Origin of the sequence: Pseudomonas sp. ADAK7, from assembly GCF_012935675.1 — a bacterium.
Lineage (GTDB): Bacteria > Pseudomonadota > Gammaproteobacteria > Pseudomonadales > Pseudomonadaceae > Aquipseudomonas.
Genome location: NZ_CP052861.1, coordinates 2420290 through 2441783, shown reverse-complemented (window position 1 = coordinate 2441783; position 21494 = coordinate 2420290). Strand labels below are relative to the sequence as shown.

The 21494-nt window shown below is 59.9% G+C and carries 23 protein-coding genes; 6 read left to right on the top strand and 17 right to left on the bottom strand.

Going from position 1 to position 21494, the window contains the following annotated elements:
• Window positions 1–96: 96 nt before the first annotated feature.
• From HKK53_RS11375 to puuE, 7 genes are all read right to left on the bottom strand, one after another.
• Window positions 97–882, bottom strand: a complete 786-nt coding sequence (locus tag HKK53_RS11375) for an outer membrane protein OmpK (protein WP_169370902.1) — start codon at window positions 880–882, stop codon at window positions 97–99.
• Window positions 883–1381: 499 nt separating this feature from the next.
• A complete protein-coding gene (locus HKK53_RS11370) occupies window positions 1382–2740 on the bottom strand; it encodes a nucleobase:cation symporter-2 family protein (protein ID WP_169370901.1) in 1359 nt (452 codons plus the stop codon).
• A gap of 188 nt (window positions 2741–2928) precedes the next feature.
• Window positions 2929–4230 (bottom strand): urate hydroxylase PuuD, encoded by a 1302-nt coding sequence (locus HKK53_RS11365; protein ID WP_169370900.1) that lies wholly within the window; start codon window positions 4228–4230, stop codon window positions 2929–2931.
• Window positions 4231–4280: 50 nt separating this feature from the next.
• Window positions 4281–4784 carry an ureidoglycolate lyase gene (locus HKK53_RS11360; RefSeq protein ID WP_010456681.1) on the bottom strand — a complete coding sequence of 168 codons (504 nt, stop codon included), beginning with the start codon at window positions 4782–4784 and terminating at the stop codon, window positions 4281–4283.
• 143 nt (window positions 4785–4927) lie between these two features.
• A complete protein-coding gene (alc, locus tag HKK53_RS11355; RefSeq protein WP_169370899.1) occupies window positions 4928–5923 on the bottom strand; it encodes an allantoicase in 996 nt (331 codons plus the stop codon).
• 90 nt (window positions 5924–6013) lie between these two features.
• Window positions 6014–6529 (bottom strand): 2-oxo-4-hydroxy-4-carboxy-5-ureidoimidazoline decarboxylase, encoded by a 516-nt coding sequence (gene uraD / locus HKK53_RS11350; RefSeq protein ID WP_169370898.1) that lies wholly within the window; start codon window positions 6527–6529, stop codon window positions 6014–6016.
• Window positions 6526–7452 (bottom strand): allantoinase PuuE, encoded by a 927-nt coding sequence (puuE, locus tag HKK53_RS11345; protein WP_169370897.1) that lies wholly within the window; start codon window positions 7450–7452, stop codon window positions 6526–6528. The genes uraD and puuE overlap by 4 nt, the downstream gene beginning before the upstream one ends.
• Window positions 7453–7872: 420 nt before the next feature.
• Between puuE and uraH the strand changes: the two genes are divergently transcribed.
• Window positions 7873–8226, top strand: coding sequence for a hydroxyisourate hydrolase (gene uraH, locus HKK53_RS11340; RefSeq protein WP_169370896.1), 354 nt, complete (start codon window positions 7873–7875; stop codon window positions 8224–8226).
• 183 nt (window positions 8227–8409) lie between these two features.
• Here uraH and HKK53_RS11335 read toward each other — a convergent pair whose 3' ends face one another.
• The 3 genes from HKK53_RS11335 to HKK53_RS11325 form a co-directional block, all read right to left on the bottom strand.
• Window positions 8410–9036, bottom strand: coding sequence for a LysE family translocator (locus tag HKK53_RS11335; RefSeq protein WP_163909162.1), 627 nt, complete (start codon window positions 9034–9036; stop codon window positions 8410–8412).
• A 64-nt stretch (window positions 9037–9100) separates the two neighbouring features.
• Window positions 9101–10450, bottom strand: a complete 1350-nt coding sequence (locus HKK53_RS11330; RefSeq protein ID WP_149656896.1) for an NCS2 family permease — start codon at window positions 10448–10450, stop codon at window positions 9101–9103.
• Window positions 10451–10786: 336 nt separating this feature from the next.
• On the bottom strand, window positions 10787–11233 hold the full coding sequence (locus HKK53_RS11325; protein ID WP_169370895.1) for a MarR family winged helix-turn-helix transcriptional regulator: 447 nt from the start codon (window positions 11231–11233) through the stop codon (window positions 10787–10789).
• A gap of 81 nt (window positions 11234–11314) precedes the next feature.
• On the opposite strand from HKK53_RS11325, the gene HKK53_RS11320 reads away from it, so the two are divergent.
• On the top strand, window positions 11315–12481 hold the full coding sequence (locus HKK53_RS11320) for an aminotransferase-like domain-containing protein (protein ID WP_169370894.1): 1167 nt from the start codon (window positions 11315–11317) through the stop codon (window positions 12479–12481).
• A 94-nt stretch (window positions 12482–12575) separates the two neighbouring features.
• Here the strand turns inward: HKK53_RS11320 and HKK53_RS11315 are convergent, their stop codons facing one another.
• The 5 genes from HKK53_RS11315 to HKK53_RS11295 form a co-directional block, all read right to left on the bottom strand.
• A complete protein-coding gene (locus tag HKK53_RS11315) occupies window positions 12576–12947 on the bottom strand; it encodes a glutathione S-transferase N-terminal domain-containing protein (RefSeq protein WP_111448999.1) in 372 nt (123 codons plus the stop codon).
• 104 nt (window positions 12948–13051) lie between these two features.
• Window positions 13052–13597: a GTP cyclohydrolase I FolE gene (folE, locus tag HKK53_RS11310; protein WP_169370893.1), complete on the bottom strand. Its 546-nt coding sequence runs from the start codon at window positions 13595–13597 to the stop codon at window positions 13052–13054.
• A 77-nt stretch (window positions 13598–13674) separates the two neighbouring features.
• The gene (locus HKK53_RS11305) at window positions 13675–14232 is read right to left on the bottom strand and encodes a Smr/MutS family protein (protein ID WP_133836618.1); all 558 of its coding nucleotides are present in this window, start codon (window positions 14230–14232) and stop codon (window positions 13675–13677) included.
• Between the two features lie 86 nt (window positions 14233–14318).
• Entirely contained in the window at window positions 14319–14639 is a 321-nt protein-coding gene (locus HKK53_RS11300; RefSeq protein ID WP_169370892.1) for a hypothetical protein, read from the bottom strand.
• A gap of 131 nt (window positions 14640–14770) precedes the next feature.
• Window positions 14771–15361, bottom strand: a complete 591-nt coding sequence (locus HKK53_RS11295) for a cysteine hydrolase family protein (protein ID WP_169370891.1) — start codon at window positions 15359–15361, stop codon at window positions 14771–14773.
• A gap of 254 nt (window positions 15362–15615) precedes the next feature.
• On the opposite strand from HKK53_RS11295, the gene prmB reads away from it, so the two are divergent.
• On the top strand, window positions 15616–16524 hold the full coding sequence (prmB, locus tag HKK53_RS11290) for a 50S ribosomal protein L3 N(5)-glutamine methyltransferase (RefSeq protein WP_169370890.1): 909 nt from the start codon (window positions 15616–15618) through the stop codon (window positions 16522–16524).
• Window positions 16525–16568: 44 nt separating this feature from the next.
• Here prmB and HKK53_RS11285 read toward each other — a convergent pair whose 3' ends face one another.
• A complete protein-coding gene (locus HKK53_RS11285; RefSeq protein ID WP_169370889.1) occupies window positions 16569–17360 on the bottom strand; it encodes a hypothetical protein in 792 nt (263 codons plus the stop codon).
• Window positions 17361–17470: 110 nt separating this feature from the next.
• Window positions 17471–18469, bottom strand: a complete 999-nt coding sequence (locus tag HKK53_RS11280; protein WP_169370888.1) for an alpha/beta hydrolase — start codon at window positions 18467–18469, stop codon at window positions 17471–17473.
• 84 nt (window positions 18470–18553) lie between these two features.
• On the opposite strand from HKK53_RS11280, the gene aroC reads away from it, so the two are divergent.
• From aroC to HKK53_RS11265, 3 genes are read left to right on the top strand one after another with little or no spacing between them, the layout of a single operon-like run.
• The gene (aroC, locus tag HKK53_RS11275; RefSeq protein WP_054048587.1) at window positions 18554–19645 is read left to right on the top strand and encodes a chorismate synthase; all 1092 of its coding nucleotides are present in this window, start codon (window positions 18554–18556) and stop codon (window positions 19643–19645) included.
• Window positions 19646–19679: 34 nt separating this feature from the next.
• Window positions 19680–20825: an MFS transporter gene (locus HKK53_RS11270; protein ID WP_169370887.1), complete on the top strand. Its 1146-nt coding sequence runs from the start codon at window positions 19680–19682 to the stop codon at window positions 20823–20825.
• Entirely contained in the window at window positions 20822–21448 is a 627-nt protein-coding gene (locus HKK53_RS11265) for a methylthioribulose 1-phosphate dehydratase (protein ID WP_169370886.1), read from the top strand. Before HKK53_RS11270 ends, HKK53_RS11265 begins: the two co-directional genes overlap by 4 nt.
• The last annotated feature ends 46 nt before the right edge of the window (window positions 21449–21494 follow it).

Genomic DNA, 21494 nt, shown 5'->3' with positions numbered 1-21494 from the left:
TCCTTCCAGACGCCACACAAACAAAAGACCACAACCCCCACCCACCCCGGATGCGCACGTGGCAGGTAGCAGCTGCAGTCTCTTGTCTTCAGCTCATCAGAAGTGGAACTTCACCAGGAAGCTCGTCACGTTCTGATTGGTGGTGAACGCACGGGTGTCGTCGATCCCGTACTTGTTCTTCCAGTAGTCGTATTCCACACCGACGTACAACTGCTTCTCGCCGAAATTCAGCGCCTTGCCCAAGTCGTATTTGACCTGTGGGTTGAAGTGCAGGTTGGCGTGGTAGTCGCCATGGGAGTTGGAGTCGTTGTCGACCACCCAGTCCATGAAACCATCGATCAGGATGTTCGAGTCGCCGACCGGAATGGTGTAGGACCAGACCGGGGTGATCTGCCAGACGTTGTCACCGGCGCGCGGGCCTTCGGTTTGACGCTGGTAGAAGTTCAGCTGGAAGTAGTCGAAACCGGGAATCGCCAGGTCGAAGCCTGGACCGATCAGGTAAGACTCGGTATCGCCTTCACCGAACTCGTACGTCATCGCCAGCAGCACGTCCTTGATCGGGCCGAACTCGATCTTCTGGTCGAGCACCTTGCCCAGGGAAATACGCGGGCTGAACTCACCGTAGTAGGTGTTCGGGCCGACGTTGAAGTCCTTGTCGCCGTTGTAGAAGATCTTGTCGACGAAGAAGAAGTTATCCCCATATTTCCAGCCATCAGCGTGCTCGAAAGTGACGGTTTGCTGAATGTGCGGGTTGACCTTGAAGTCCTTGCCATACAGGTAGGTCAGGCTGTTGTTCTGCCATTGCAGCAAGTCGCCGGCTATCGCCTGGCCCCCGGCCAGCAAGGATCCCGCGAGCATCAGGCTGGTGCACGTACGTTTCATTCGGTTGCTCCCAAAAAGTAGGTGGTTCCACGTTTTTTTTCTTAGGTCGGCGCTCTGGTGTGGCGCCTTTCTTTGCAGCTTTGAAAATTCATCCATTCGGTCAGCTTTAGTGCTGTTAGCAAGAGCTGAGCCAAGGCTTTCGAAAAGCCAAAAAACTCCCGTTCGGCTGTTCGAAAACAGTCGATTACGGGAGATTTCTGAATGCCTTGCTACCGTCCAGTGCCGGGGTAAGTTGGCTTTCTGGTCAGGAATTAAATCCGGGCTTTTTTTTAGACCGGATTCGGGCGGCCGCGGAGAATACTGACTCCTTGGCCAGGTCTCAAGTGCCCCGCAACAGCGCACCGACGACAGGTTTGGGGCACGGTTGGCGGCGGGTGGCCTGGCGTCGCAAAACGACAGGCTTGAGGGGGTAAAAACCATCTGGTGCTTCCTCTTGTTTTTATTGTTGAGGCGCAGGCAGTTGCTGGCTGCCACAGGGCAGCCATTTCACAGGTTTCGATCAGTGCGGGTGGGCGGCGCAGTCGTTGATGGCTGCGCGCTCTTTACCACCGAGAATGTTGAACAGCAGGTTCAAGGACAGGGCACTCAGGGTCGCCATGGCGATGCCGCTGTGGGTGATCGGGCTCATCCACAAGGGCAGGTGCGCGAAGAACTCCGGACGCACCACCGGGATCAGGCCCATGCCGATGCTCACTGCCACCAGCAACTGGTTGCGACGGTCACCGATGTCGGCTTCTTGCAGGATCTTGATCCCGGTCGCCGCGACCATGCCGAACATCGCAATCGCCGCGCCGCCGAGGACCGCCGGGGGAATCGACGCCACCAGGAACGCCGCTTTCGGCAGCAGGCTGAGCACCACCAGCAAGCCACCGGCGACGATGGTCACCGAGCGGCAGCGCACGCCGGTCATCTGCACCAGGCCGATGTTCTGCGCGAAGGAGGAGTGGGTGAAGGTGTTGAAGAACCCGGCGAAGAACGAGGCAGCGGCGTCACACAGCAGACCGCGACGCAACATCCGGGGGCAGACTTCACGGTCGGTGATCTTGCCCAGGGCGAGGAACATCCCGGTGGACTCGACGAAGATAATCACCACCACCAGGCACATCGACAGGATCGGTGCGAGTTCGAATTTCGGCATGCCGAAGTGCAGCGGAGTGACGATCTGCACCCACGGTGCCTGGGCCATGCCGCTCAGATCAACCATGCCGATCACGCCACAGAGCATGTAGCCCAGGCACATGCCGATCAGCACGGAAATATTGACCCAGAAACCGCGCATGAAGCGGTGGACCAGCAGAATCGTGGCCAGCACCAACGCGGCAATGGCCAGGTAAATCGGCGAGCCGAATTGAGCGGCGCCGGTACCACCGCCGGCCCAGTTCACGGCGACGGGGAACAGCGACAAACCGATCGAGGTGATGACCGTGCCGGTCACCAGTGGCGGGAAGAAGCGCACGACTTTGGACATGAACGGCGCGATGAGCATGCCGAAGAACCCGGCGGCGATGGTCGCGCCGAAGATCCCCTGCAAGCCGATCCCAGGCATGCCGGCCATGGCCACCATACTGCCGACCGCGGCGAAACTGGCGCCCATCATCACCGGCATGCGAATGCCCATCGGACCGATGCCCAGGGATTGCACGATGGTGGCGATGCCGGCCACCAGCAGGTCGGCGTTGATCAGGAAGGCGATTTCTTCACGATTCAGGCCAGCGGCCTGTCCGATGATCAGCGGAACCGCGATGGCGCCGCCGTACATCAGCAGTACATGTTGCAGACCGACCAGGATCAGTTGCAAAAGGGGCAAACGCTGAATGGCGGGTGCGTCGGGGATGCGCGCTTCGGATAGCTCGGACATGCAACACCTCGGATCTTTTTTATTCTTGTGATTTTTGCAGCAGGCAAACCTGTGGCGAGGGAGCTTGCTCCCGCTGGACTGCGCAGCAGTCCCCTTTTTTCTCGGAGAAAAGCGGGGGCCGCTTCGCGACCCAGCGGGAGCAAGCTCCCTCGCCACAAAAGCCTGCTTGTCACAGGCTTTTGTGTCGCTTAATTGGTCTGGGCTCCCTGGTTGATCCACGCACCAATCAGGTCACGTTCCTGCTGGGTCATCTGTGTGATGTTGCCCAGTGGCATGATCTGGCTGGCGACGGCTTGCGCCTGGATCCGCGGGGCCAATTGCTGGATTTGTTGCGGGGTGTCGAACATCACACCGGCCGGTGCTGCACTGAACAGCGGGCTGGTGGGTTTGGCCGAGTGGCACACGGCGCAGCGTTCCTGAATCACGCTGTGCACCTTGTCGAACGCCGGGCCCTGGTTCGATGCTTGGGCCGGTGCAGCAGCAGGCGCGGCAGGTTTGGCTTCAGCAGGCTTGGCACCACCGCCGAGGGCGGTTTCCGGCAACGGCTGGTACTCGATGGTGCCAGGGGCCTTGGCCACTTCCGGTGCGCTCGGCATTTGCGCCGGGCCCGTCACGTAGGCCAGGCAGATCATGCCGACGGCCGCGACCGGCAGGGTCCAGGCGAACTTGTGGCTGTCGTGACGGGTGTTGAAGTAATGACGCACCAACACCGCCAGCACCGCGATCCCGGCCAGGATCAGCCAGTTGTATTGGCTGCCGTAGGTGCTCGGGAAGTGGTTGCTGATCATGATGAACAGCACCGGCAAGGTGAAGTAGTTGTTATGACGCGAACGCAGCAAACCTTTGGCCGGCAGCGCCGGATCCGGCGTGCGGTTCTCGGCAATCGCCGCCACCAGCGCGCGTTGCGCCGGCATGATGATGCGGAACACGTTGCCGACCATGATGGTGCCGATGATCGCGCCGACGTGCAGGTACGCACCACGGCCGCTGAACACTTTGCTGAAGCCGTAGGCCGCGCCGATGATCAGCACGAACAGGATAAAGCCGAGCAGGGCAGGGCGTTTGCCCAGAGCCGAGTCGCAGAGGAAGGAGTAGACGAACCAGCCGACGAACAACGAGGCGATACCCAGGGCAACCCCTTCAGGGCCGGTCAGGCTGCTGCCCGGTGCCAGCAGGTACAACGTCGGGTTGGAGTAGAACACCACGCACAGCAGCGCGATCCCCGACAGCCAGGTGAAGTAGGCTTCCCATTTGAACCAGTGCAGGTTGTCCGGCATGGTCGGTGGAGCCAGTTTGTATTTTTCCAGGTGATAGATACCGCCGCCGTGGATCGCCCACAGATCGCCCGCCAGACCACTTTTCGGGTTGACCCGATTGAGGTTGTTTTCCAGCCAGACGAAATAGAACGACGCACCGATCCAGGCCACGCCAGTAATCATGTGAACCCAGCGCACGCTCAGGTTCAGCCATTCCAACAGATGTGCTTCCACAGTCTTTACCTCTCGCCTGTCACTCTGTTGTCGAGTGATCAGACCTTCTCTTATTGGTGGGGGGCAAGGATCAAACGCTCATCCTCTTTGAAAAAATGCTCATCGCAGTTATTGCCTGTGCCACTGCGATCAACCACCAGGAAGTCATCCCGCTTTTCGATCGTCAGCACCGGATGGTGCCAAACGCCGCGATGGTAATTAATGCCCTGCCTGCCGTTGGTGACGAAGGCGCGGACCAAGCCTGATACAGGTTCATCGCCAAGTGGCGCGACCACGATCAGAAAGGGGTTGCCGAGCAGCGGGATGAAAGCCTGGCTGCCCAGCGGGTGACGCTCCAGCATGCTGACGGTCAGCGGCATGTCCTGCGCGTCGGCGCGGAAGATGCTGATGATCGCGTTGTCTTCTGGCGTGGCGGTTTGCACCGTCGCCAGTTTATGAAAGCGCATGGTCGAACCATTGTTGATCATGAAGTGATCGCTGCCGTCGGTTTCGATCACGTCACCGAAAGGGGCGAAAGCTTCTTTGGTCAGCGGTTCAATCGTCAGTGTGCGCATGCTGGTCTTCTTTTCGTTGAGTTCTGTTGATCGTTCCCACGCTCTGCGTAGGAATGCAGCCCGTGACGCTCCGCGTCACATCCAAAGCGGACGCAGAGCGTCCGGTGATGCATTCCCACGCAGAGCGTGGGAACGATCGGGTGTTATTTCGCGACCTTGCCCAATACGCGCAGGCGACTCACACCACCATCCGGGAACACATTCAAGCGGATGTGGGTGATCGGCCCCAGCGCCTTGATCTGCTCGGCGAAGGTGTGTTCGGCGTGCATTTCCAGTTTCTGCGCCGGCAGCAGTTCGCGCCAGAACAGCGATTGGGTTTCGATCTGGCTGTCGGTGCCACCCTTCACGAATGCACCTTGAATGGAGCAAGTGTCCGGGTAGTTGCCTTTGAAGTGCAGGGTGTCGACGATGACTTTCTCGACTTCGCCGGCATGACCCAGCGCGACGATGACCCAGTCATTGCCCGGCGTGCGACGACGCGCAGTTTCCCAGCCGTCGCCCATGTTGATGCCACGGCCCGGGTTGAGGATGTTGCTCATGCGGCCGAAGTGTTCGTCGGAGCAGGCGAGGGCGCGGCCACCGTTGAGGGCTGCGGCCAGGTCGATCTGCTCGTTGTCGCCCACAGCGGACCAGTCGCGGTGCGGCACGCCGTACACACGCAGACGCGCTACGCCGCCATCCGGGTAGATGTTGAAACGCAGGTGGCTGAAGGCCTGGTCGTTATTGATTTCGTGGAAGTGATGGCTGTTGCCTTGCAGCTCGACAGCCGACAGCACTTCAACCCACTGGGTGTTTTCGGTCGGTTCGCCTTCAGCCAGGAAACAGGCTTCCAGGGAGGCTGACGGTGGGAAGTTGCCGGTGAAGAATGAAGTGTCGATGTCCACGCCTTTGATCGAACCCGGTACGCCCAGGCGGATCACGGCGCTGTCATAGCCTTCGAAGCGCTTGCGGCGCGATTCCCAGCCGTCCATCCACTTGCCGTTGTCATCGAACACGCCTTCTTTCCATAGGGCCGGGGTCGGCTGGAACAAGCGGTTGGCATCAGCGAACCAGTCATCGGTGACCGAGATGATTTTGGTGCCCAGGCGGGCGTCGGCCAGGTTGACGAACTTCTCGAAAGGTACGGCGTAAGCTTTCATTCTTCTTGTCTGCCTTTAATTAGTTGGCTTGGGATGCTCTCGGGGCCCTGGGAAACGCAAGCGTTCATGAGGTTTCTCGGGCCAGGATCGCTATAGGGTCAGTAATCGGAACAGGGCGATCTTGTTGATCTCCGCCAGCGCGCATTTGAACTCGGTGTCTTGCGAATTGTGAATGCGCGTTTCGAACGCCGCGAGGATCTGATGCCGGTTGCTGCCTTTTACCGCCATGATGAAGGGAAACTTGAACTTGGCTTTGTAGGCGTCGTTCAGCTCGGTGAAGCGTTGAAACTCTTCGGCCGTGCATTGGTGAATACCGGCGCCAGCCTGTTCATTGGTGCTGGCTTCGGTCAGTTGGCCCTGGACGGCAGCTTTGCCGGCCAGGTCCGGGTGAGCGTTGATCAGGGCCAGTTGGCTTTGGTGATCAGCGCTCAACAATATGTCGCTCATGCGCTGGTGCAGGGTTTCGATCTCGTTGATCGAGGCGTCCTGGCCCAGGTCGAAGGCCTTCTCGGCCACCCATGGCGAATGTTCGTAGATATCGGCGAAAGCGGCGACAAACGCGTCGCGGCTCAGGCTCGATGGTTTGACGGTTTGAAAGGTGCTCATTGGGCAGCCCCTTGGTACGGGTGGGTTTCGTGCCAGTGGCGAGCGATGTCGACGCGACGGCTGAACCACACCTGTTCATGACTTTTAGCGTATTCGATAAAGCGCTTGAGCGAGGCCAGACGCGCCGGACGGCCGATCAAGCGGCAGTGCAGGCCGATCGAGAGCATCTTCGGCGCCTCGGCACCTTCGGCGTACAGCACGTCGAACGCGTCTTTGAGGTATTCGAAGAAATCGTCGCCCTTGTTGAAGCCCTGGACCTGGGTGAAGCGCATGTCGTTGGTGTCCAGGGTGTACGGGATCACCAGGTGCGGCTTGCCGGTCGGGTTGTTCGGTTCCCAGTAGGGCAGGTCGTCGTCGTAGGTGTCGCAGTCGTAGAGGAAACCACCTTCTTCCATCACCAGCCGACGGGTGTTCGGGCCGGTGCGACCGGTGTACCAGCCCAACGGGCGTTCGCCGGTGAGCTCGGTGAGGATGCGGATCGCTTCGAGCATGTGCTCGCGTTCCTGGGCTTCGTCCATGTACTGGTAGTCGATCCAGCGATAGCCGTGGCTGCAAATCTCGTGACCGGCCTCGACCATGGCGCGGATCACGTCCGGGTGGCGCTGGGCGGCCATCGCGACGGCGAAGATGGTCAGCGGGATGTCGAATTCCTTGAACAACTTGAGGATCCGCCAGACGCCGGCACGGCTGCCATACTCGTAAAGGGATTCCATGCTCATGTTGCGCGCGCCTTGCAGCGGCTGCGCCGAGACCATCTCCGAGAGGAAGGCTTCGGATTCTTTATCGCCGTGCAGGATGTTGCGCTCGCCACCTTCCTCGTAATTGAGCACGAAGGACAGGGCGATGCGGGCATTGCCCGGCCAGTGTGGGTGCGGAGGGTTACTGCCGTAACCGACCAGGTCGCGTGGGTAGTCAGCGCTCACTGCAGTCTTCCTTCTTATTCGTTGACAGGTTTGCGTGGCGGCCTGGCGATGAGATGACAGGCTGGCGTCACAGCGATGGGCTGATTGTATACAACTTTATATTCAATTTGTAAGCCTGAATTTCTGCATTTTTCTTGAACTGTCATCTTTCGATGGTATTGCAAGAAACCTGCCTGATTGGTCAGCTAATGAATAGGAGGTCCGCTGATCTTATGGTTCGAGGTGAAATTGGCGTTGAATGGCGGGGTGGCGGTGTTAGCTGTAAAAATGTCGTTTTTATTGTGTACAATTTTTTTGAAAAGTGTCTTAATCAGTCGCTCGCCGCAGCTTTTCGTGCTCCGAAACGGTGCGGTCTCCTTTTCAACTGACTTCGGGAGGCGCGAGGCCTGACTGCTGTAGGCGGGCAGGCGCGCAGAATCAATGGGACGTTTGACTACACACGTTTTAGACGCTGCACACGGTTGCCCGGGCAGCTCGATCAAGGTCGAGTTGTACCGCGTTGAAGGCGCGCAACTGGAATTGGTCGCCAGTGCGATCACCAACAGCGATGGCCGTGTCGATGCGCCGCTGCTGCAAGGCGATGACTACCGCTCCGGGGTCTATCAGGTTCAGTTTCATGCGGGCGATTACTACCGCGCCCGTGGCGTTCAGCTGCCGGAACCGGCGTTCCTGGACGTGGTGGTGCTGCGCTTTGGCATCTCTGCCGAACAGGATCACTACCATGTACCGCTGCTGATTTCGCCGTACAGCTATTCGACCTACAGAGGAAGCTAGACTCCCCCAAGAATCTGCGCATAAAGCTTCTTTGGTCTTTTGCCCGCCCACACTGCGGGCTTTTTTTTGTCCCGAAAAATGTGGTGTTCGGACCGACGCCATCGCGGGCAAGCCTTGCTCCTACAGGTCGCGGTTATTTAAACGACACAAAACCTGTAGGAGCGAGGCTTGCCCGCGAAGCTTTTAGCGGCTCAACAACGACGCCGCCCCCGCACCACTGAACAACCCGGCACTGATCCGGTTAAACCAACTCTGTCCCTTACCGGTGCGCAAATACCGCGCCGCACCATGGGCACCCAGCCCATACGCCAACTTGCACAGCAGATCCAGCACGGTCCAGGTCGCAATCATCACCAGCAACTGCGGCAAAAACGGCTGCTCGGCACTCAAGAACTGCGGCAGGAAGGCGGCGAAGAACAGAATGTCCTTCGGATTGCTCGCACCCAGCACAAACGCGCGCCCGAACAGGGCACGAAAGCGCGGCACCGGCGCAGCCTGGGGCACTTCGGCGCCCACCGATGGCAGGCGGGATTGCTGCCAGCTCTGCCAGGCGAGGTAGAACAGGTACAGCGCGCCGACAATCTTCAGCGCGCTGAACAGCTGTTCCGACGCCAGCAACAGGGCGCCCAGACCCAGCGCCGAGGCACTGAGCAAGCAGATCGAGGCAATCACCCCACCCAGAAACGCCGGGTACGACCGGCGCAAACCGTAATTCAAACTGTTGCTGATCATCAGCAAAGACAACGGCCCCGGGATCAGGATCACCACCAGCGCAGCGCCGCTGAACAGCAGCCAGGTTTCCAGACTCATCACTTTCCTCCTAATGTGCAAAAGCCCCACCCGACGGGGTGAGGCTGTTTGAAACGATGACCGCTTACAAGAAAATGAACTTGGCGATGAAGATCGCGCAGAGCACCCACAGACTGATGGAAATTTCCTTGTACTTACCGGTGCCGGCCTTCAGCACCACATAAGTGATAAAGCCCAGTGCGATGCCGTCGGCGACCGAAAAGGTCAGCGGCATCATGATCGCGGTGACGATCGCCGGAATGCTGTCGGTCGCTTCATCCCATTCGATGTGAGCCATGCCGCTCATCATCAGCATCGCCACATAAATCAGCGCGCCGGCGGTGGCATAAGCCGGAATCATGCCAGCCAGCGGTGCGAAGAACATCGCGGCAATAAATAGCACACCTACGGTCACGGCGGTAAGACCAGTCCGACCACCCGCGGCGACACCCGCGGCACTTTCCACATAGCTTGTGACTGGAGGGACACCGACCATCGCCCCGAAAACGCTGGAGGCGCTGTCGGCTTTCATCGCGCGGGAGAGGTTTTCGATGCGACCGTCAGCGTTCACCAGGTTGGCGCGTTGGGCCACACCCATCAAGGTGCCGGCGGTGTCGAACATGTGCACGAAAAGGAACGCCAGCACCACGCTGATCATGCTGACGTTGAACACGCCGGCGATATTCATGGCCATCCAGGTCGGGGCCAGGCTCGGCGGCGCGGACATGATGCCTTCGTAATGGACGAGGCCCAGGCCCCAGCCGGCGGCGGTCACAGTGATGATGCTGATGAGGATCGCGCCGAAAACCTTGTGGTAGCTGAGTACGGCGATCATCAGGAAGCAGATGGCGGCCAGCAGCGGACCGGGTTCGCGCAGGGAACCGAGCTTGATCAGGGTGGCCGGGCTGGCAACGATGATGCCGGCGGTTTTCAGGCCGATGATCCCCAGGAACAGTCCGACCCCGGCGCCCATGGCGTAGCGCAGGCTGACCGGAATGCTGTTGAGCAGCCATTCGCGAATCTTCGAAAAGGTCAGGATCATGAACAACACACCGGACACAAACACCGCGCCGAGGGCCGTTTCCCAGTTGTAGCCCATGGTGCCGACCACGGTGTAGGTGAAGAACGCGTTCAGGCCCATGCCCGGCGCCAGGCCGACCGGCCAGTTGGCGTACAGGCCCATCAACAGGCAGCCCAACGCAGCAGCGATACAGGTGGCGACGAACGCGGCACCGTGATCGATGCCAGCGTCAGCCATGATGTTCGGGTTGACGAAGATGATGTAAGCCATCGTGATGAAGGTTGTCAGACCGGCAATCAACTCGGTCTTCACCGTGGTGCCATGCAAGCTGAGTTTGAAGAGGCGTTCCAGCCAGCCATTGCGTAATGGCGGCGAGAGGTCCAGCGTCGGGGCTTCGGATTTGCGGCTTTCCACAGCGAGTACTCCTCAAGAGTTTTATTTTTATTTCCAGGGCCGGACCCATGAGGGTGGCAGCGGCCCTTTGAGGCACTTGCGAATTTGTTGACCGCTTGGTCAGGAACTCGCACGAAGTGGATTATGCTTTTGTATACAAATAAAGCAAATAATGTTTTTTATTTTGTAGACGAAAGTTTTGGCGATAGGGGTATATCGCCCGTTCAGGCCTATGAGTGATCGTTCCCACGCTCTGCGTGGGAATGCCGCCATGGACGCTCCGCGTCCGCTGTTGGGGGCGACGCAGAGCGTCGCGGGATGCATTACCACGCAGAGCGTGGGAACGATCAGTTATGTTCAGTCCGCGAGCGCTTGGGTTTGCCCCAACGCTTTGTTCACCGCCAGCCACCCATCCACCGCCGTCTCCCCAGCCTCGGCGAACACCCGCTCCAGCAACTTCACCTGCTCGCGCCGCAGCGACTGCTCAAACTTCGCGCCATCGTCCGTCAGCTCAAGCAGCCGCTTACGCTTGTCCGTCTCTGACGCCACGCTGTTGACCAAGTGCATTTCCAGCAACTGACGCAACGGAATATTCAACGCCTGCTTGCTCACGCCGAGCAACGCCAGCAATTCCTTCACGCTCAGGTTCGGGTAGCGGGCGATGAAAAATACGATGCGCTGATGCACTCGGCTCAAGCCGCGACGCTCAAGCATTTCGTCAGCCTTGGCGGTGAACGCTTGGTAGCCGAAGAAAAACGCTTCCATGGCGTGTTGCTGGGTCGTTGGGTTTTTAAGGTCAAGCATATTGACGTATCCGCTCAAGCTGTCGTAATTTCGGTCAATCAGTTTGACTCATTTTCCTCAGGCCTCGCTACCGGTGACCCCATGGCTTTTTCCGAACGTGTCTCGCGCCTTAAAAGTTCTTTGATCCGTGAAATCCTCGCCGCGGCCCAGCGCCCAGAGGTGATGTCGTTCGCTGGCGGCTTGCCGGCCGAAGCCATGCTGCCGAAAGTCGAATGGGCCGACATGCCGCCGTCCATGGGCCAATACGGCATGAGCGAAGGCGAGCCGGCACTGCGTGAAACCTTGGCGGCTGAGGCGCGGGCGTTGGGCGTACCGTGTGAGGCGAGCCAGGTCTTGGTGGTCAGCGGTTCCCAGCAAACACTCGATCTGGCAGCCAAGCTCTATATCGACAGAGGCACCGAGATCCTGCTGGAAGCGCCGACCTATCTCGCGGCCTTGCAGATTTTCCAGCTGTTCGGCGCCGACTGCATCACCGTGCCTCTGGAAGCCGACGGTCCCGACCTTGTGCAATTGCGCGCACGCCTGGAAAAACACCGTCCGGCGTTTATCTACCTGATCCCGACTTTCCAGAACCCATCTGCGGTGCGCTACAGCGAAGCCAAGCGCGATGCGGTGGCGGCGCTGCTCGATGAGTTCGGCGTCACGCTGATCGAAGACGAACCCTATCGCGAACTGACCTTCGACGGCGCCAGCGCCACGCCGATTGTCAGTCGCTTGAAAACCGCCAGTTGGATCTACACCGGCACCGTATCGAAAACCCTGCTCCCGGGCCTGCGGGTTGGTTATCTGATCGCCAGTCCGGACCTGTTTCCGCATTTGTTGCGGCTCAAGCAATCGGCGGACCTGCACACCAATCGCGTGGGGCAGTGGCAGGCGCTGCAATGGATCGGCACCGAGAAATTCCAGCAGCACCTGAGTGAGTTGCGGGACTTCTATCGGATTCGTCGGGATGCCTTCCAATCGGCACTGGAAACGCATTTTTCCGATCTGGCGGATTGGAACGTGCCGCAAGGCGGGCTGTTTTTCTGGCTGACGCTCAAGCAACCGCTGGATACCCGGACCTTGCTCAAGACAGCCCTGGCGGCGGACGTGGCGTTTATGCCGGGAGAGCCGTTTTTCCCTGATCCGGATAACAATCCCGGCCATTTGCGGCTGAACTTCAGTCACATCGACCCGGCGCGGCTGGATGAAGGGCTCAAGCGGTTGGCAGCGGTGGTGAGACAGGCCCAGGCGGCGAAGGCAGCCTGAAGTCATAAAAAAACCGGCTTGAGGGCCGGTTTTTTTGGTCTGAGGTTTGTGGTGGCTTGCCCGCGAAGAGGCCATCCATCACACCACCAAACCCTCAGGCAGCGGCAAAGCGCTTATCCAGATAATCAATAATCACCTTGGACTCATACATCCAGGTGGTCTGCCCATTCTCTTCAATGCGCAGGCACGGCACCTTGATCTTGCCGCCGTGCTCCAGCAATGCCTGGCGATCCTGTTCGTTGTTCTTCGCATCGCGCAGCGCCACCGGCACGTTCAAGCGGCGCAGGGTGCGGCGGGTTTTCACGCAGAACGGGCACGCGTGGAACTGGTACAGGGTCAGGTCCTTGGCAGCCGTGTTGACCTGGGCTTGAACCTCGGCCGGGCGCTGTTTCTTGCCCGGGCGGGTGATGAAGTCGATGAAGATGATCAGTTGGCCAAGGCCGACACGAAGCGCTTTTACGAACACGTTGAAAGCCTCACGGTGGGAATTGAGAAAGGCGCGCAGCTTACCTGATTTTTCACAGGCGAAAAAAAACCGGCGATGAATGCCGGTTTTCTTCGTGCTGCGGATTACTTGATCAGGCTGAGAAACTCGCTGCGAGTCGCGGCGTTTTCGCGGAACTCACCGAGCATCACCGAAGTGATCATCGCCGAGTTCTGCTTCTCCACACCGCGCATCATCATGCACATGTGCTTGGCCTCGATCACCACTGCAACGCCCAGGGCGCCAGTGACTTGCTGGACCGCATCGGCGATCTGGCGGCTGAGGTTTTCCTGGATCTGCAGGCGGCGGGCGTACATATCGACGATCCGCGCGACTTTCGACAGCCCCAGTACCTTGCCGCTCGGGATATAGGCGACATGGGCCTTGCCGATGAACGGCAGCAGGTGGTGTTCGCACAACGAGTAGAGCTCGATGTCCTTGACCAGCACCATTTCGCTGTTGTCGGAGCTGAACAAGGCACCGTTGGTGACTTCTTCCAGTGTCTGCTCATAGCCGCGGCAGAGGTACTGCATGGCTTTGGCGGCACGTTTTGGCGTGTCGAGCAGGCCCTCGCGGGACACGTCCTCGCCCAATTGGCCGAGAATCGCGGTGTAATTCTGTTCCAGGGACATGAAACTACCTGTGGGATTTTTCGCAAAGGGCAAGGGTACGGTGGCAAACACGGCGCTGCAAGCGTGATGCGACAGCTTTACTCGTCGCGACCTTCCATCATGGTCCGTTTGAGCAGCACATAAACCGCACCGGCACCGCCGTGTTTGGCCTGGCACGAGGTGAAGCCGAGCACTTGGGAATGCTGGCGCAGCCAGGTGTTGACGTGGCTTTTGATCATCGGCCGCTTGCCGTCCAGGCGCACCGCCTTGCCGTGGGTGACGCGCACGCAACGGATTTCGAATTTGGTTGCTTCGGCGAGAAAGGCCCAGAGGGTTTCCCGGGCCTTTTCCACGTTCATGCCGTGCAGGTCGAGGCTGCCTTCGAACGGGATCTGGCCAATCTTGAGTTTGCGGATCTGGCTTTCCTGAACCCCGTCGCGGGCCCACATCAACTCGTCTTCGGGGCCGACATCAATCACGAACTGATCGGACAGGCCATCGACGGTGGTGGCATCGGTGCGCACGGTGGCGGCCTGACGCAGCTTGGCGATCTGGGCGCGGTCGCTTTTGGGTTTGCCGGTTTCGGCGCGATCGTGCTTGATCGGCTTGATGCCTTGAGTGGCACTTTTGAACAGGGAAAAATCGTCGTCTTGCATGTCAGCCTCCGCGAAGGAGGGCAGTTTACCCAAGTCGGGACGCTATCCATAACAATTGGGCCCGGCAAGATGCCGAGCCCAAGGATTCAGTCGTGTTTTTTCATCAGGTGCGGGGCCATGTTCAGCGCTTGCGACTGGCGCGAGCGACGTCGGCAGCGGCGCCACAGCCACACACCGATGTACAGCACCAACAGGCCAATGACCGCGATCACCGCCGCGCCGACCTTGTTGGTATTCAACTCGCCCATGGCGGGCGCGTGGCCGAGCAGGCTGCCGACACCGGCCAGCGTCATCAATACGCCGAGCATCGCCAGCAGGGCGGCAATCGCTGCGCCGATTCGAAAACGCCAGTTGCTTTGGCCTTTGGGCCGCAAGCGGCGTGCGTCAAAACCATCGGATAACTTCATTCCGACCTTCCTCAATGGGTATCGGCCCTTCGACCGGGAGTTGACCGGGATGTTCCTGAGGCTAGGGCAATTGCAGCAAATGAGAGGCTTTTGCGGATGAGCGGCGGCATGAACCGCTCATCAAAAGTCGATCAGATCAGATCGTGGGTCAGGGCGAGGGTGGCGAAGTTGTCCGCCATGATCGCCATCTCGGTCTGCTGAACGTGCTCGGCGCTGAGTACCCCGCCCTTGTAAGGCAGGTCACGGGTGGCACAGGCATCCTCGACCAGAGTGCAACGAAAGCCCAGGTTCTTCGCGGCGCGCACGGTGGTGCTGACGCTGGAGTGGCTCATGAAACCGCAGACGATCAGGTCCAGGGAGCCGATTTCCTGCAGGCGGTCGTACAACGGGGTGCCGTGGAACGCGCTCGGCAGCAGTTTGCCGATAATGGTTTCGTCGCTCGTGGGCTCCAGGCCTGGAATGAACTCGCCGCGCTCGCCCTGTGGATCGAACAACCCGCCGACAGTGCCGAGGTGACGCACATGCACGATCGGCCGGCCGGCTGCACGGGCAGCGGCCACTATTTGCTTGATGTTCGCGACGGCGGCATCCATGCCGCTCAGGGCCAACGGGCCACTGAGGTATTCTTTCTGAGCATCGATGATGATGAGCGTCGCCTGGCTCAGTTTGGCCGCCGGATAACCGCGACCGCTGAGTTGAAACATCGTTTGTGGAACGGACATTCTGGGGCTCCTTGGAGTGGGGCTTTTGCGACATTGTCCTCTGGCTGAGCGGTTCTGTGAATCGCTACCATCGTAGGCACCGTCGTTGCTGGCTTGCAGCCTTGTCAATAGGTGGATTCTGTTCAATAGCCAAGCGAAAAAATGGATAAGTCCTACATCTGATCCGGTGTTTTTCCTGCGTCGTCGTGGCGCGTTTTGGCTGTTAGAATCGCCAGTCGTTTTATTTGCCAGTCGTTTTATTTGGAGCTGCCGCTGTGATCACTTCCCGACTTCGTACCCTGCGCGACCATATCCGTTGGGCCGTCAGCCGCTTCCATGGGGAGGATCTGTTTTTCGGCCATGGGACTGACAACGCCTGGGACGAAGCCCGTCAACTGGTGTTGGGTGCCTTGCACTTGCCGTGGGAAATTGCCGACAGCTATCTGGACTGCGCGCTGGAAGACGATGAGCTGGTCAATCTGCAACGCCTGCTCAAGCGTCGGATCGAAGAACGCATCCCTACGGCTTACCTGTTGGGCGAGGCCTGGTTCTGTGGCATGTCGTTTATCGTTGATGAGCGCGTATTGATCCCGCGTTCACCGATTGGTGAGCTGATCGAAAAGCGCTTTGCGCCGTGGCTGGGCAACGATCCGGCGCGGATTCTCGACCTGTGCACCGGTTCCGGCTGCATCGGTATCGCCTGTGCCTACGAATTCCAGAACGCCGAAGTGGTGCTGGCCGACCTGTCGTTCGAAGCGCTGGAAGTGGCCAACCAGAACATTGAGCGTCATGGCGTCGATGAGCGGGTGTACACGGTTCAGGGCGATGGCTTTGATGGGTTGCCAGGGCAACGTTTCGACCTGATCGTGTCGAACCCGCCCTACGTCGATGCGGAAGATTTCGCCGATATGCCGGACGAATACCAGCACGAACCGGAACTGGGCCTGGCCTGCGGTGACGACGGCTTGAACCTGGTGCGCCGGATGCTCGCCGAAGCGGCGAATCACCTGACCGAGAAGGGTTTGCTGATTGTCGAAGTGGGCAACAGCCAGGTGCACGTCGAAGCGCTGTACCCGGAAGTCGACTTTGCCTGGCTCGATTTCGAGCGCGGTGGGCATGGGGTGTTTATGTTGACGGCCGAGCAGTGCCGCGATCATCAGGCGGTGTTTGCTTCCCGCGTTTAACCGGTAAAGATCGTTCTCACGCAGAGCGTGGGAACGATCAGCCATCAACGGTGCGTCGCAATCCAGATCAACAACCCCGCCTGAAACACCGAAAACGCCACCAGGCACGTAATCGTGAAACGCAGCCCGGCGTCTTCACGCTTGTACTTGCTGACCTTCTCTTCGTGCTTCTTGAGCTTCACTTCCTGCTCGGCCAGGTTCTGCTCAGCCTGCTGCAGCATCTGCGCGGCTTCGAGAATTTCCACCTGCTGCAGCTTTTCGCTGTTCCAGTCCGCCAGCAAGTCCCCGACCTGGACTTCTTTAACGCTGCCCTTCAAATGCTGGGCATCGGCGTACGCCACATCAAAACCGTGCACCCGCAAAAAGTGATCGCGGCGCAGGCGCGTGTCTTCGTTCAGCGCATCCTTGTTGTTCAGGTCGCTGCCGTCGACGGTGTAGGTGGGCCAACGTTTTTTCGCCCAGCTAATGCCTTGAGCGGCCAGGTAACGCCCGATGCCGCGGTTCATCGGCTCGATCTGCAAGCCGCTGTCAGGGCCGAAATGCACGCGTTTGGTGTCGTGATCGACCCACACATCCAAGTGATTCTGCTCTTTACGCACCCGCTGGCCCGGCAGCTTGATGGTCAGGCGCATCAGGCTGCGTTCCTTGCTGTTGCGCTCGGCGTAACCGAACTCGACGAAGCGCAACGGCCGGCTACCGGTGTTACGGTCGGTCTTCAACGGCGCCAGGCGGAGCATCTTGTAGTGCTCGGCGTGGACGTCCGCCCACGGCAGCTCGACCGCTGGCGGTGCGTCTTTTTCAGCGGTGGTGTCGGGTGAAGTCTGGGTATCAGTCATAACGGCGAGATCCTGTCCAAGCTCTGCTTGCCGCCAGTCATAGCGCTGGCGACAAAGGCTTATCGGCCGTTTTTTTGAAGTCTAGAGGGCAAACAGCGCTTAAACAGCGCTTAACTGGCGCGAAGTCCGTCTATAAACCCGAGGATTCGCGCACCCAGTTCGGCGGCCAGCGGCAAATTCGGATCTTTGTAGGAGGCCAATTGCCGCTTCACATCGTTGGGGACGATGCGCATCACGTGGTTCATGCCTTCGATCACCACCAGTTCGGCGTCGGGCTTGGCTTCCTTGAGCAGCCTGGCGTCACCGACCCCGACCTGGATATCGCTGGTGCCCTGGACGATCAGCGCCGGCATCTTCAACTTGGCGAAAGCGGCCGCCGGGTCCTGGCGGAACAGCGAAATCAGGTACGGCTGCACACTCGGGCGGAAAATCACCTGCAATTGCGGCGGGACATTGTCGTCGGTGTGACCGGCCTTGAGGCTGTCGAGCAGTTCATTGCTGCGCAGCATCAGCGGCGGCGGCAGGCGATTGCTCAATTGCTGGCGCAGCACCTGATCCACCGGCCGGGCGCTGCCGGACATGGAAATCACCGCCGCCGCACCGACACTCGGCGCCGCCAGGGTGGCGATCAAGGCGCCTTCGCTGTGGCCGAGCAGGATCAGTTTGCCGAAGCGCGGATCGGTCTTGAGTTTCTGACTCCAGGCCTCGGCGTCGGCGACATAGGCTTCCACCGACAGATTGCGCTCGTCCGGGGTCGCGGCCAGGCTCGCCGCCACGCCGCGCTTGTCGTAGCGCACGCTGGCGATGTTGTGTTTGGCCAGCACCCAGGCCAGGCGCTTGAGGCTGTCGTTGCGCCCGCCGTCGGGGTTGTTTCCGTCACGATCCGTAGGACCGGAGCCGGAAATGATCAGGACAACCGGCACCGGTGTGTCGGATTTTGGCAGCAACAATGAGCCGAAAAGCTCTCCGGTGCCGGTATCCAAAGTGATCGGTCGTTGTAGGACAGTCGCCTGGACGAAGCCAGTAAACAGGGTAAGGCTCAAGGCTAGAACTCGCAGCATCATCACGCCATCATGAACAAGATGCCGGTTGGACTCGCGGGCACCCATAAGGTTCGAGGATGAACTACTTGGGTAGCCTGCGTATACTGGCGCGCATTACGTATTCAGGTTCGATTTCACGGAGCGTCCCGCATGTCCGGCAATACCTACGGCAAGCTGTTCACTGTCACCACCGCTGGCGAAAGCCATGGTCCGGCGTTGGTCGCCATTGTCGACGGCTGCCCGCCGGGTCTGGAGATTTCCCTGGAGGATCTGCAGCGTGACCTTGACCGCCGCAAGCCCGGCACCAGCCGCCACACCACCCAACGCCAGGAAGCCGACGAAGTCGAAATCCTCAGTGGCGTGTTCGAAGGCCGCACCACCGGTTGCGCCATTGGCTTGTTGATCCGCAACACCGACCAGAAGTCCAAGGACTACTCGGCGATCAAGGATCTGTTCCGCCCGGCCCACGCTGACTACACCTACCACCACAAATACGGCGAACGCGATTACCGCGGCGGCGGTCGCAGCTCGGCGCGGGAAACCGCCATGCGCGTAGCGGCGGGGGCGATTGCCAAGAAGTACCTGGCCAGCCAGGGCATTGTCATTCGTGGCTACATGAGCCAGCTCGGCCCGATCGAAATCCCGTTCAAGACCTGGGATTCGGTGGAAGAAAACGCCTTCTTCAGCCCCGACCCGGACAAAGTGCCGGAACTGGAAGCCTATATGGACCAGTTGCGCCGCGACCAGGATTCGGTCGGCGCCAAGATCACTGTCGTCGCTGAAGGCGTGATGCCGGGCCTGGGCGAGCCGATCTTCGACCGCCTCGACGCCGAACTGGCCCACGCGCTGATGAGCATCAACGCCGTGAAAGGCGTGGAAATCGGCGCCGGTTTCGCCAGCGTCGCCCAGCGCGGCACCGAACACCGCGATGAAATGACCCCGGAAGGTTTCCTCAGTAACAACGCCGGCGGCATTCTCGGCGGCATCTCGTCGGGTCAGCCAATTGTCGCGCATCTGGCGTTGAAGCCAACGTCGAGCATCACTACGCCGGGCCGTTCCATCGACATCCATGGCAACCCGGTGGACGTGATCACCAAGGGCCGTCATGATCCGTGCGTCGGCATCCGCGCCACGCCGATTGCCGAAGCGATGATGGCCATCGTGCTGATGGATCACCTGCTGCGTCACCGTGGGCAGAACGCCGATGTGCGGGTGAGCACGCCGGTGTTGGGTCAGCTTTAATGGCTGACCTTTCAGCCGTCGGGGTCTGAGGACCTTGGCGGCGCTCCCGTACTGGCGGCTGTCCAGTTTCTATCTGTTCTATTTCGCCTTGCTCGGATCGACAGCGCCCTTTTTGGCGCTGTACTTCGATCACCTGGGCTTTTCCAGCGCGCGCATCGGCGAACTGGTGGCGATCCCGATGCTGATGCGCTGCGTCGCGCCGAACATCTGGGGCTGGCTCGGCGACTACACCGGCCGACGCCTGGCCATCGTGCGTTTTGGCGCAGTCTGTACGCTGCTGACGTTCTCGCTGATCTTCGTCAGCAAGACCTACGCCTGGCTGGCGATGGTCATGGCCTTGCATGCGTTCTTCTGGCACGCGGTGTTGCCGCAGTTCGAAGTCATCACCCTGGCGCACCTCAAAGGCCAGACCTCTCGCTACAGTCAGATCCGCTTGTGGGGCTCCATCGGTTTCATCATCACCGTGGTCGCGCTCGGTCGGGTGTTCGAATGGTTGAGCCTGGACGTCTACCCGGTGGCGCTGGTGCTGATCATGGCCGGGATTGTCGTCAGCAGCTTGTGGGTGCCAAACGCACAACCGGTGCAGAGCGAACGCGTGACCGGAGAGGGCTTCCTCAAGCAACTGCGCAGCCCCGGCGTCTTGGCATTCTACGGTTGTGTAGCGCTGATGCAGATGAGCCATGGGCCGTATTACACCTTTTTGACCCTGCACCTCGAACGACTCGGCTATAGCCGTGGCGTGATCGGGTTGCTCTGGGCAGTGGGCGTGGTCGCCGAAGTTCTGATGTTCCTGGCCATGAGCAAGATTCTGGCGCGCTTCTCGGTGCGCCGGGTGCTGATGGCGAGTTTCCTGCTGGCGGCCCTGCGCTGGTTGCTGTTAGGTTCCTTCGCTGAGTTCTTGTGGGTGCTGTTGTTCGCGCAGGTGTTGCACGCGGCCACCTTCGGCAGCTTTCACGCGGCTGCCATCCAGTTTGTGCAACGTAGTTTCGGTGCGCGCCAACAAGGCCAGGGCCAGGCGCTTTATGCGGCACTGGCCGGCACTGGCGGCGCACTCGGCGCGTTGTATTCCGGCTACAGCTGGAATGCTCTCGGCGCCACATTGACCTTTAGTATCGCCAGCCTCGCAGCCTTCGCCGCTGCCGTTATCATTGCCACACGTATGCAAGAGGACCGGCCATGAGCCTTACCCGTGAACACCTTGCCCAGGAAATCATCGACGCCGGGCGTTTTCTGTATGGTCGCGGCTGGTCGCCGGCTACCAGCAGCAATTATTCGACGCGCCTGTCGCCGACCGAAGCGCTGCTGACGGTGTCCGGCAAGCACAAAGGCCAACTCGGCCTCGACGATGTGCTGGCCACCGACCTGGCGGGCAACAGCCTGGAACCGGGCAAAAAGCCGTCTGCCGAAACCCTGCTGCACACCCAGCTCTACAGCTGGCGCGCGGAAATCGGCGCGGTGCTGCACACTCATTCGGTGAACGCCACGGTGCTGTCGCGCCTGACGCCAGAAGCTTTCATCGAGTTCGAAGACTACGAACTGCAAAAAGCCTTCAGCGGCGTCTCGACCCACGAGTCGCTGGTGCGGGTGCCGATTTTCGACAATGACCAGGACATTGCGCGCCTGGCCGCCAAGGTGCAGCCTTGGCTCGACGCCCATCCCGATTGCGTCGGCTACCTGATTCGCGGCCACGGCCTCTATACCTGGGGCGCGCGCATGAGCGACGCTCTGCGGCAGATCGAGGCCTTTGAATTTTTGTTCGAGTGCGAGTTGAAGACCCGCAGCGTCATGAACCGCCAAGGCTGACTTCACCAGAAGTAGCCCACTTGCCTGATGAAATGCCGCGCCTGAC

Coding starts and splice junctions, on each gene's coding strand:
- HKK53_RS11300 (WP_169370892.1), bottom strand. CDS start 14,639: ATGAAGTTATCCGATGGTTTTGACGCACGCCGCTTGCGGCCCAAAGGC.
- HKK53_RS11325 (WP_169370895.1), bottom strand. CDS start 11,233: ATGCTTGACCTTAAAAACCCAACGACCCAGCAACACGCCATGGAAGCG.
- HKK53_RS11335 (WP_163909162.1), bottom strand. CDS start 9,036: ATGAGTCTGGAAACCTGGCTGCTGTTCAGCGGCGCTGCGCTGGTGGTG.
- HKK53_RS11370 (WP_169370901.1), bottom strand. CDS start 2,740: ATGTCCGAGCTATCCGAAGCGCGCATCCCCGACGCACCCGCCATTCAG.
- HKK53_RS11360 (WP_010456681.1), bottom strand. CDS start 4,784: ATGCGCACACTGACGATTGAACCGCTGACCAAAGAAGCTTTCGCCCCT.
- HKK53_RS11285 (WP_169370889.1), bottom strand. CDS start 17,360: ATGACTGATACCCAGACTTCACCCGACACCACCGCTGAAAAAGACGCA.
- HKK53_RS11320 (WP_169370894.1), top strand. CDS start 11,315: ATGGCTTTTTCCGAACGTGTCTCGCGCCTTAAAAGTTCTTTGATCCGT.
- HKK53_RS11265 (WP_169370886.1), top strand. CDS start 20,822: ATGAGCCTTACCCGTGAACACCTTGCCCAGGAAATCATCGACGCCGGG.
- HKK53_RS11295 (WP_169370891.1), bottom strand. CDS start 15,361: ATGTCCGTTCCACAAACGATGTTTCAACTCAGCGGTCGCGGTTATCCG.
- uraH (WP_169370896.1), top strand. CDS start 7,873: ATGGGACGTTTGACTACACACGTTTTAGACGCTGCACACGGTTGCCCG.
- folE (WP_169370893.1), bottom strand. CDS start 13,597: ATGTCCCTGGAACAGAATTACACCGCGATTCTCGGCCAATTGGGCGAG.
- aroC (WP_054048587.1), top strand. CDS start 18,554: ATGTCCGGCAATACCTACGGCAAGCTGTTCACTGTCACCACCGCTGGC.
- uraD (WP_169370898.1), bottom strand. CDS start 6,529: ATGAGCACCTTTCAAACCGTCAAACCATCGAGCCTGAGCCGCGACGCG.
- HKK53_RS11305 (WP_133836618.1), bottom strand. CDS start 14,232: ATGCAAGACGACGATTTTTCCCTGTTCAAAAGTGCCACTCAAGGCATC.
- alc (WP_169370899.1), bottom strand. CDS start 5,923: ATGAAAGCTTACGCCGTACCTTTCGAGAAGTTCGTCAACCTGGCCGAC.
- HKK53_RS11375 (WP_169370902.1), bottom strand. CDS start 882: ATGAAACGTACGTGCACCAGCCTGATGCTCGCGGGATCCTTGCTGGCC.
- HKK53_RS11280 (WP_169370888.1), bottom strand. CDS start 18,469: ATGGGTGCCCGCGAGTCCAACCGGCATCTTGTTCATGATGGCGTGATG.